The organism is Lacrimispora sanguinis (assembly GCF_044987295.1).
GTDB lineage: Bacteria > Bacillota > Clostridia > Lachnospirales > Lachnospiraceae > Lacrimispora > Lacrimispora celerecrescens_B.
Genome location: NZ_CP173277.1, coordinates 5362122 through 5372825 on the forward strand (window position 1 = coordinate 5362122; position 10704 = coordinate 5372825).

General features: G+C 44.4%; 12 protein-coding genes. All 12 read left to right on the forward strand.

Going from position 1 to position 10704, the window contains the following annotated elements; genetic code table 11:
- Window positions 1–8: 8 nt before the first annotated feature.
- The 12 genes from ACHZES_RS25060 to ACHZES_RS25115 all read left to right on the forward strand — a co-directional run bounded on the left by ACHZES_RS25060 (window position 9) and on the right by ACHZES_RS25115 (window position 10311).
- Complete coding sequence (locus ACHZES_RS25060; protein WP_038280520.1) at window positions 9–788, forward strand: RNA methyltransferase; 780 nt, start codon at window positions 9–11, stop codon at window positions 786–788.
- Between the two features lie 166 nt (window positions 789–954).
- Window positions 955–1395, forward strand: a complete 441-nt coding sequence (locus tag ACHZES_RS25065) for an NfeD family protein (protein ID WP_154520947.1) — start codon at window positions 955–957, stop codon at window positions 1393–1395.
- Between the two features lies 1 nt (window position 1396).
- A complete protein-coding gene (locus ACHZES_RS25070) occupies window positions 1397–2335 on the forward strand; it encodes an SPFH domain-containing protein (protein ID WP_038280525.1) in 939 nt (312 codons plus the stop codon).
- 148 nt (window positions 2336–2483) lie between these two features.
- Window positions 2484–3647 (forward strand): patatin-like phospholipase family protein, encoded by a 1164-nt coding sequence (locus ACHZES_RS25075; protein ID WP_395547414.1) that lies wholly within the window; start codon window positions 2484–2486, stop codon window positions 3645–3647.
- Between the two features lie 90 nt (window positions 3648–3737).
- On the forward strand, window positions 3738–4673 hold the full coding sequence (gene argF, locus ACHZES_RS25080) for an ornithine carbamoyltransferase (RefSeq protein ID WP_395547413.1): 936 nt from the start codon (window positions 3738–3740) through the stop codon (window positions 4671–4673).
- A gap of 3 nt (window positions 4674–4676) precedes the next feature.
- Complete coding sequence (locus tag ACHZES_RS25085) at window positions 4677–4985, forward strand: DUF6637 family protein (protein WP_038280532.1); 309 nt, start codon at window positions 4677–4679, stop codon at window positions 4983–4985.
- 5 nt (window positions 4986–4990) lie between these two features.
- Window positions 4991–5968, forward strand: a complete 978-nt coding sequence (locus ACHZES_RS25090) for a biotin--[acetyl-CoA-carboxylase] ligase (protein ID WP_395547412.1) — start codon at window positions 4991–4993, stop codon at window positions 5966–5968.
- Window positions 5968–7065 carry an A/G-specific adenine glycosylase gene (gene mutY / locus ACHZES_RS25095; RefSeq protein ID WP_395547411.1) on the forward strand — a complete coding sequence of 366 codons (1098 nt, stop codon included), beginning with the start codon at window positions 5968–5970 and terminating at the stop codon, window positions 7063–7065. Before ACHZES_RS25090 ends, mutY begins: the two co-directional genes overlap by 1 nt.
- A gap of 4 nt (window positions 7066–7069) precedes the next feature.
- Complete coding sequence (locus tag ACHZES_RS25100; protein ID WP_038280538.1) at window positions 7070–7972, forward strand: diacylglycerol kinase family protein; 903 nt, start codon at window positions 7070–7072, stop codon at window positions 7970–7972.
- A gap of 104 nt (window positions 7973–8076) precedes the next feature.
- Window positions 8077–9216, forward strand: a complete 1140-nt coding sequence (rpoD, locus tag ACHZES_RS25105) for an RNA polymerase sigma factor RpoD (RefSeq protein ID WP_038280540.1) — start codon at window positions 8077–8079, stop codon at window positions 9214–9216.
- A gap of 71 nt (window positions 9217–9287) precedes the next feature.
- Window positions 9288–9923 (forward strand): epoxyqueuosine reductase QueH, encoded by a 636-nt coding sequence (locus ACHZES_RS25110; RefSeq protein ID WP_038280542.1) that lies wholly within the window; start codon window positions 9288–9290, stop codon window positions 9921–9923.
- A 121-nt stretch (window positions 9924–10044) separates the two neighbouring features.
- A complete protein-coding gene (locus tag ACHZES_RS25115; protein ID WP_025233660.1) occupies window positions 10045–10311 on the forward strand; it encodes an HPr family phosphocarrier protein in 267 nt (88 codons plus the stop codon).
- Window positions 10312–10704: the final 393 nt, after the last annotated feature.

Here is a 10704-nt window from a genome sequence, read left to right on the forward strand (position 1 = left end):
GGTACATTATGATAACCAGCAGTGCCAATGCAAGGGTGAAACAGGTGATGAATCTAACAAAGAAGGCCAAAGCCAGAAACGTAAACGGCCTCTTTGTAGCGGAAGGCCTTCGCATGTTTAAGGAAATTCCGGCGGACAGGATTGACAGCGTTTTTGTATCGGAAAGCTTTTTAAAGGATGAGACCCATAAAAAACTTTTGTCGGAAGTAAACTACGAGGTTGTTTCGGATGATGTGTTTAAGGTGATGTCAGATACCCAGACACCTCAGGGAATACTGGCCATTGTGAGACAGTATGCCTACAAGGAGGAAGATTTGCTGGCTGCACCTGGCCCGTCGTTTTTAATGATTTTGGAAAACATTCAGGACCCGGGGAATCTTGGGACGATTTTAAGGGCCGGGGAAGGAGCTGGAATCACCGGCGTGCTCATGAGCGATACCACGGCAGATGTTTATAATCCAAAGGTAATCCGCTCTACCATGGGTTCTGTTTTTCGCGTTCCATTTGTTTATACAGAAGACCTTACGGCTTCTTTAAAGGCCCTAAAAGCCGGCGGAGTCAGATTGTATGCAGCACATTTAGACGGCAGGAATAATTATGAAAAAGAGGATTATACTGTTGATACAGGGTTTTTAGTGGGAAACGAAGCAAACGGCCTGACGGATGAAACGGCAGCACTGGCGGATGCTTATGTGAAGATTCCTATGAAAGGAAAGGTGGAATCCCTAAACGCGGCGGTTGCGGCCTCTGTATTGATGTTTGAGGCTGCCAGACAGCGGCGGATGTAATTGTCAGAAAATTGTAAGGCTTTTTACAGGCAGAAATATTGAGAAATATTGGAACATATAGTATGATAGTATTAGTTCAGCCATACATGGCTAAACGATAGCGCATGTCCACAGATAGATTTGCCGGGCAGCTTTGCCTACAATGACAGGGAAGGGGAATGATAAGATGGCAGCAGTCTATTGGCTTATTGTATTTGTAGTGCTTCTTGGAATTGAAGCGGCCACCATGGCCTTAACGACCGTCTGGTTTGCGGGAGGAGCATTGGTTGCATTTGTGCTGGCGCTGTTTGGGATAAATACCCAGGTGCAGCTGGCGCTGTTTGTAATTGTATCCTTTATCCTTCTGTTCTTTACCAGGCCTTTTGCTTTAAAGTATGTAAATCGGAACACGGTTAAAACCAATATGGATAGTCTTGTTGGAAAAAAAGCCAAGGTTACGGCCACGATTAATAATGTGGAGGGAAAAGGCGCAGCAATCCTAAATGGTCAGGAATGGACAGCCAGAGCGCTGGAGGACGACAGAGTATACCCTGTAGGCGCTATGGTGGAAGTAAAAGAAATAAGAGGCGTAAAATTAATTGTGAGTATGAATCAGGAGGAAACATAATATGGGAGCAGTTGGATTTACAGCAGTTATTATTATATTGATAGTTATTCTTGCGTTATTGTCATCCTGTATCAGGATCGTTCCCCAGGCACAGGCACTGGTTGTAGAGCGTTTGGGTGCATTCTTAGAAACTTGGTCCGTAGGCGTTCATATTAAGATGCCTATCCTTGACCGGGTGGCAAAAAGGGTCAATTTAAAAGAGCAGGTGGCGGATTTCCCACCACAGCCGGTTATTACCAAGGATAACGTTACCATGAGAATTGATACGGTAGTATTTTTCCAGATTACAGACCCAAAGCTTTATGCATACGGTGTTGAAAATCCGATCATGGCCATTGAGAATCTTACGGCTACGACCCTTCGTAACATCATTGGTGATTTGGAACTGGATCAGACATTAACCTCAAGAGAGACGATCAATGCAAAGATGAGAGAAACCCTTGATATTGCTACTGATCCGTGGGGAATCAAGGTTAACCGTGTGGAGCTTAAAAATATCATGCCTCCGGCAGCAATTCAGGATGCCATGGAGAAACAGATGAAGGCAGAGCGGGAACGCCGTGAGGCCATCTTACGTGCGGAAGGAGAGAAGAAATCCACCGTTCTTGTAGCAGAAGGAAAGAAGGAATCCGCGATTCTTGATGCAGAAGCTGAAAAGCAGGCTGCGATCCTTCGCGCGGAGGCAGAGAAGGAAAAGAGAATCCGTGAGGCTGAAGGCCAGGCGGAGGCAACCCTAAAGATCCAGCAGGCAAATGCGGATGGAATCCGTATGGTCAAGGCTGCCGGTGCGGATCAGGCAGTTTTAGTTCTTAAGAGCCTGGAGGCATTTAAGACGATTGCTGACGGTAAGGCGACCAAAATCATTATTCCTTCTGAGATTCAGGGCCTGGCTGGGCTGGTTTCTTCCATTACGGAGATTCCTAAGGATCCGGTGGAATAATATCCCGATACCTGATGGGCAGCCGGACTACCATTTAAATATACCGCAGCAGGGGGCAGATGCCCTCTTGCTGCGTTTTTGGCATAATTAGCCGTTCGACGAGTTAAGGGAGAATGGAACTTCTTCAGTTGGTTTGAAAGGAGGGGTTATGGAACTAAAACTTGATTTAAGCAGAGAGTATGGACTGGTGCTTGAAGGAGGAGGGGCCAAGGGGGCTTACCAGATCGGTGCCTGGAAGGCCCTGCGGGAAGCAGGAGTAAAGATAAAGGGAGTCGCAGGCGTTTCCGTTGGTTCCTTAAACGGAGCTCTCATCTGCATGGATGATTTGGAACGGGCAGAGGAGATATGGAAAAACATCGAATACTCTCATGTCATGGCGGTAAATAATGAGACCATAAAGGCGTTAAAGGAAAGAGATTTCAAGAACTTAAATATTCCGGAGCTGTTAAGCAGCGGGTTTCAGATTGTAAAAGATGGGGGATTTGATATCGCTCCGTTAAAAAGCCTTATCGAGGAAGTGGTGGGAGACGAGGAAAAGTTACGGAACTCTAAGAGGGAGCTTTTCGCCGTAACCTATTCGGTTTCAGATAGGAAAGAACTGGCTGTGGATATCAGAAACGGCGATGCAGGGTCCATCAAGGATATGTTGTTAGCCAGCGCCTACTTTCTGGCTTTTAAAAATGAGAAGCTGGGCGGGAAACGGTATATGGATGGCGGAGGAGTCAACAATGTTCCTGTAAATGTGCTTCTTGATCATGGGTATGAAGACATCATCGTGATCCGTATCTATGGCCTGGGGTATGACAAAGAACGGGTGACGGAGATCCCGGAGGGAAGCCGTGTGTATCATATAGCGCCCAGGCAGGATCTTGGGGGAATCCTGGAATTTGATAAGAAGCATACCAGAAAAAATATGACTTTGGGATATTTTGATGCGAAAAGGTTCTTATATGGCCTTTACGGGCGTATTTATTATATTGATGCACCAAATACAGAACCTTATTATTTCGATAAAATGATGTCGGAAATAGAACTTTTTAAAATATATATGCAGGATACGCTTAATGAGGAAGGGATGGCGGCCCTTACAGGCTACCGTGCATTTACAGAAACGTTATTTCCCAAGCTTGCTGAAGAATTTAAACTGAAGGAGGACTGGGATTACAAGGATATGTACCTTGGCCTGTTAGAGGATCTGGCAAAACGTTTGAAGGTCAGACGTTTTCAGATTTATACGGTGGACCAGTTGATGGAAGAAATCGGGAAGAAGCTCCGGGCACTTGACAAAGTGAAACAACCCTTTCATGCATGATTATACAAAAATAAAAAAAGTATTGCATAACTATACGAAGTATACTATAATAATGTATAAAAATACAGAGAGAAAAGCGGAGGATGCAATATGAACTTAAAAGGAAGAAATTTTATCACATTAAAGGATTATTCACCGGAAGAGATTGGATACTTACTGGAATTAGCCGCTGATTTAAAAGCCAAGAAAAAACAGGGAATTACGGGAAACTCCCTGAAAGGAAAAAACATTGCCCTTATTTTTGAAAAGCCGTCAACCCGTACCAGATGTTCTTTTGTTGTCGCTGCAGTCGATGAAGGTGCACACCCGGAGTATTTAGGGAAAGATGATATCCAGCTGGGACATAAGGAAAGCGTTGAAGATACGGCAAGAGTTTTGGGAAGAGTATTTGATGGAATCGAATTCCGCGGATTTAAGCATAAGACTGTGGAAGATCTTGCAAAATATGCCGGTGTCCCTGTATGGAACGGACTGACGGATGATTATCATCCCACTCAGATCCTGGCAGATCTTCTTACAATGAAAGAACATTTCGGATATTTAAAGGGACTCCGTTTTGTATATGCAGGGGATGGACGTAATAACATGGCTAACAGCCTTATGATCGGAATGAGCAAGATGGGCGTTCATTTTACCATTCTGGCTCCTGAGAGCCTTTGGCCTAAGAATGAGCTGGTGGAATTATGCCAGGGTTATGCCGCGGAAAGCGGAAGTACCATCACTCTGACAGAGGATACGGATGCGGTTAAAGATGCAGATACCATTTATACTGACGTATGGTGCTCCATGGGAGAAGAGGACAAGGCTGCCCAGCGCATTACTCTTTTAAAGCCATATCAGGTGAATAAGGAACTGATGGAAAAAACAGGGAAAGACACTACCATATTCATGCACTGCCTGCCGGCTGTCAAAGGAAATGAAGTGACAGAGGAGGTTTTTGAATCCGGCGCATCTGTGGTATTTGATGAAGCAGAAAACAGAATGCACACCATTAAGGCGGTAATGGTGGCAACATTAGGAGAGTAAAACATGTATATACAAGAACGAGGAAGAAGTTTGAGAAACGCTTCCATGATTGTGGATGTCCTCCATATTGTAGTAGGAATCCTGATTGTAACATTGGCCGTCATATCATTTTTAAACCCGGAAGATCACATGTTTCTGTTCCCGGCAATATTTTTTCTGGCCGGTATGCTTAACTTGGTCAATGGGATTTATAAAATCAGACTGAGTGGCCGGGAGAAAAAGAAGAAAGCGGCAGGTATCGTTGTCCTTCTGTTTGGATTTCTTCTTATCGCCCTTACTGTAATCAGTGCGGTGAGCATCTGGTGGGGGTGATATCATTGAAAACTGAGATTCTTAAACTACTAAAGGAAAGTGACGGTTACTTATCCGGGCAGGAGCTGTGCGGCCGCTTTGGAGTTTCCAGGACGGCCATTTGGAAAGCCATCCGCCAGCTTGAAGATGAGGGATATCAAATTGAAGCGGTTCGAAATAAAGGGTATCATTTCATCGGTTCTTGTGATATAATGACGAAAACGGAGATAGAAAGTTGTATTGTAGGGAGATTTGGCCGGGAGGTGGAATACCACGAGGTCATTGATTCCACTAACATAAGAGCCAGGCGCCTGGCTGAGGAAGGGGCTTCCTCCGGAACCCTTGTTGTATCTGACTGCCAGAGTGCAGGGCGGGGCAGAAGAGGGCGCGCCTGGGTGTCCCCGTCCGGGAAGAACATATTTATGAGCCTGATCTTAAGGCCGGATATTCTTCCTGCTTCCGCTTCCATGATCACATTGGTGGCTGCTTTGGCGGTCTATGACGGGATAAAGGACGTTACGGGCCTTAATGCCGGCATTAAGTGGCCCAATGATATTGTGGCAAACGGGAAAAAGCTATGCGGCATTTTGACGGAAATGAGCGCCGAGCTTGAAGGAATCCATTATGTCGTGGTGGGGATCGGAATCAACGTTAATATGGATGAATTTCCGGAAGAAGTAAGACAGACGGCCACTTCCCTGCTTCTGGAAACAGGGGAAAAGGTGAGAAGAAGCCGGCTTGTTTCCGCTATTATGGAGGCATTTGAACAATATTATGAAGAATTTATCAGCCAGGGTGATTTATCCGGGCTGATAAGTGTCTATAATAAGCATATGGTCAATACGGGAAAGGAAGTAAAAATTCTGGATCGATCAGGTGATTATATTGGCACGGCACTGGGAATTAATGAAAAGGGTGAGCTTCTTGTGGAAGTTCAGCCGGGAGAGGTAAGACATGTGATCTCCGGAGAGGTATCTGTCCGGGGAATCTATGGATATGTGTAATGAAGAACCATTCGCTTTATGATCAATTACAAGTTTTAGAACCCCAGGAAAAAGAACTGGACACAAGGGAACGTTTAAAAGCAATGGAACGCCCGCTTTTGTCCTGGTATAAGGAGCATGCCAGGGCTCTTCCCTGGAGGGACAGGCCGGAACCATACCGGGTATGGATATCGGAAATTATGCTCCAGCAGACTAGAGTGGAGGCTGTAAAGCCGTATTTTGAACGTTTTATGGAGGCTTTACCAGGGATCAAGGATTTAGCGTCGGTGCCGGAAGACCGGTTATTGAAACTCTGGGAAGGCTTAGGCTATTACAGCAGGGCAAAAAATTTGAAGAAAACAGCAGAGCTTCTTGTAGAGCAGCAGGTCGGAGAGCTTCCGGCCTCCTACGAGGAGCTTAAAAAGCTTCCGGGAATCGGGTCTTATACCGCAGGTGCCATTGCCTCCATAGCCTTTGGCATTCCTGTTCCGGCGGTTGACGGCAATGTTTTGCGTGTGGTATCCAGGGTGACAGGCAGCAAAGAAGATATTTTAAAACAGTCAGTCAAACGCCGCATGGAAGAGGATTTAAAGGCGGTGATGCCGGAACTGGAAGCCAGTTCTTATAATCAGGGTCTCATTGAAATCGGAGCGATTGTCTGTGTGCCAAACGGTTCGCCTCTGTGCGGCCAATGCCCCCTGGCCTCTATCTGCATTGCCAGGATCAAGGGACTTACCGGGGAGATTCCGGTGAAAACCCCCAAAAAGGCCCGCAGGGCGGAGGATAAGACAGTTATGCTCTTATGGCAGGATGGACGAATTGCCATCCGAAAGCGGGATGATACAGGGCTTTTGGCTTCTCTTTATGAGTTTCCCAATGTGGAGGGACACTTAGATGAGGATGCACTGCTTGCCAGACTGGGAGTAGAGGATGCTAAAATTACTCCTCTTCCTGCTGCAAAACATGTATTCAGCCATGTGGAATGGCATATGATAGGATTTCGGATTGAACTTGGAGAACGGCCCAATGGAGATTTTTTATGGGTTACTGCGGAAGATTTAGAAAAAACTTATTCCCTGCCAGGTGCATTTAAGTCGTATACAAAATTGATCAGGTGATATAATGAAAAAGATTCTATTTATATTTAATCCGCGTTCCGGGAAAGCTCAGATCAGAAATAAGCTGATGGATATCCTGGATATATTCGCAAAGGCCGGTTATGAATTGTCGGTTCATGTAACACAGCGGACAGGTGATGCAATGGAGGCTGCTGCAGCATATGGGGATCGTGTTGATCTGGTTGTTTGCAGCGGGGGAGACGGAACTTTGAATGAAACCATAAGCGGTCTCATGAAATTGGATCATATTCCGGACTTGGGGTACATCCCTGCTGGTTCCACCAATGATTTTGCCTCCAGCTTAAAGATTTCCAAAAGCATGGTAAAAGCGGCGGAAGCGGCGGTTTTTGGCGAACCCTATTCCATTGATATTGGCTGTTTCTGTGGGGACAGGTACTTTGTTTATATTGCCGCGTTCGGGGCTTTTACAGAGGTTTCTTATTTAACCCCTCAGGATAAGAAGAATGTTCTGGGGCATCAGGCGTATATGCTGGAAGGCATGAAGAGTCTTGCTTCCATAAAGTCCTATGAGATGCGGATCGAGTGTGACGAGCTGACACTGGAAGGGGAGTTTATTTTCGGCATGATAACCAATACGATGAGCGTCGGGGGCTTTAAAGGACTTGTGACACAGGATGTGGCTCTTGACGACGGCGAATTTGAAGTGCTGTTAATTCGAACACCCAAAACTCCTCTTGATTTGACCAACATCATTAATTATATGTTTCTGAAGGAAGAACCAAATGAATACGTCCATAAATTTCGGACAAGGTCTTTGAGAATTCTATCGGAAGAGCCTATTGACTGGGTATTAGATGGGGAATTCGGCGGGACCAGGAGGGAAGTAAATATCATTAATTTAAAGAAAAGAATCCGAATTATGAGGAAAACGCCGAAAAAGCAATAAAACTGCTTTTTTGGCAGAAATATGTTGAAATATGGATTCCGGTAGTATATAATGAAAAGTTGTGTGGGCTTTATGTATACCTCTTAGCGAAAGGACGTTATTAAGTGGAAAAGGATAATTTTTTAGATAAGCTTGGAAAACTGGTCGAACTTGCAAAAACGAAGCATAATGCGTTGGACGTAACGGAGATTAATAACTTCTTTATGGGGGAAGAACTGACAACAGAGCAGATGGATCAGATTTATACGTACCTGGAGAATCGCGGCGTAGACGTGATCCCGGTCATTGACGATTCCGTTTTAACTGATGATGTGCTCATGTCAGACGACCTGCTTTTGGATGATGATCTTGATGACGGCTTTAAGGAAATGGATGAAGAAGATATTGATCTTGATGCCATTGACTTGCTGGAGGGCATCGGAACGGAAGACCCTGTCCGCATGTACCTGAAGGAAATTGGCACGGTACCTCTTTTGAATGCAGAGGAAGAACTGCGCCTTGCTAAGAGAAAAGCGGATGGCGATGATGATGCCAAAGAGCGCTTGATCGAAGCAAACCTTCGCCTTGTGGTCAGCATTGCAAAGCGTTATACAGGTCGTGGAATGAGTTTCCTTGATTTGGTTCAGGAAGGGAATTTAGGCCTTATTAAAGGTGTGGAAAAATTTGATTATACCAAAGGATATAAATTAAGTACATATGCTACTTGGTGGATACGCCAGTCTGTGACCAGAGCCCTTGCAGACCAGGCCAGAACAATCCGTGTGCCTGTGCATATGGTAGAGACAATTAATAAAATGTCCAAGATGCAGAGAAAGCTGACTCTTGAGCTTGGATATGAGCCGTCTGTTTCAGAACTGGCGGAAGCTCTTGACATGACAGAAGATAAGGTAATGGAGATCATGCAGATCGCCAGAGAACCTGCATCCCTTGAAACTCCTATCGGTGAAGAAGATGATTCAAACCTGGGAGATTTCGTGGCTGATAATAATGTTGTAACTCCGGAAGGCAATGTAGAATCCGTTATGCTGAGAGAGCACATTGATGCTCTTCTTGGAGATTTAAAGGAGAGAGAGCGCCAGGTGATCGTACTCAGATTTGGTTTGGAAGATGGCCATCCCCGTACTTTGGAAGAAGTTGGGAAAGAGTTTAATGTTACACGGGAGCGAATTAGGCAGATAGAAGCGAAAGCTCTTAGAAAGCTTAGAAATCCTGTTCGAAGTAAAAGGATCAGGGATTTCCTATAGGAAACAAGAGGCGTGGCAGGCTACTGCAGACGCCTTTTTGTGCTTTTGAAAACAGCAGGGAAGGAGCTACCATGAACCAGAGGAATTATCAGAAGGAATTGGATCAGGTCATTGCAGGATTGGAGGAGCAGGGAAAAGTCCCCAGGCTGCTTTTGCACAGTTGTTGTGCGCCGTGCAGCAGTTATGTGCTGGAATATTTATCCCGCTATTTTGAAATAACCGTGTATTTCTATAATCCCAATATAGATCAGCCGGAGGAATACAAAAGAAGGGTGAAAGAGCAGCAAAGACTTATTGCATCTATGGATTTTATTCATCCTGTAACTTTGGAAACAGGAGCTTATGAACCGGAAGAATTTCACCGGATTGTGAGAGGTCTTGAAAAGGAGCCGGAAGGCGGCGCCAGATGTTTTAAATGCTATGAACTGCGCCTTCAGGAGGCGGCAAAGGTTGCTCAGGCCGGACGCTTCGACTATTTCACTACCACTCTGTCCATAAGCCCTTTAAAGAATGCGGAAAAGCTCAATGAGATCGGTGAGAAGCTTGCTAAGGAGTATCGTGTCCCTTATCTTCCCTCTGATTTCAAGAAAAAAAATGGATATAAGCGGTCTGTAGAGCTTTCTGAGAAGTATAATCTATACAGACAGGATTACTGTGGCTGTATCTATTCCCAGAAAGAAAGGCAGAAGCTTTCGGAAATTTCCTAAACAAGAAAATGCTTTGTAAAATATGTAAAAGACATACGGGTTTGTCTTGACACAAATTGGATATTGTAATAAAATTAACTGCAAGGAGTATAAAAAAATTGAGGATAAAGGAGATTATGATATGTTATCAAAAACACTGACCGTAGTAAATCCATCCGGGCTTCATTTAAGACCAGCAGGGGTTCTGTCTCAGACAGCTATGAAATTTAAATCCGATGTAATTATCGAATATGGAGAGAAGAGAATCGTTGCTAAGAGCGTGTTAAACGTTATGGCAGCTGGAATTAAGTGCGGAACAGAGATTAAATTGATCTGTGAAGGCGAAGATGAGGCAGCAGCAATGAAAACCATGACGGAAGCGATTGAAAGCGGCCTTGGAGAAATGTAATCCAGTTTTTGTTTTATGAAAAAGTTAGTATAAGCCCTGGGAAGAGATTCCCGGGGCTTTTTCTGTGTAAAAAAGGGTGGAATATGCAGGGGTATCCGTTTGAAGGCTTTGAAAAAGAAGTATAGACTTAATTATTGAAAGCATGAGCTTCAAATAATTAGAAATTTGCACCAGAGTTTTAAAAAGGTTTGAGAATTGTACCATATCAGGAGAAAAAATATCATTAAAAGCTATAATTATAAGAATATAGCCGCATATATATCGAGATTTCAAATTATCTGAAAACTTAAGAATAAAATACGTTTACAAGAGGAAAAAAATGTAGTATTATCAACTAAAAATTTACTGTTACCCATTGGCACCCAAAAGCATGGGCAGGAAAGAGGAAAGGAA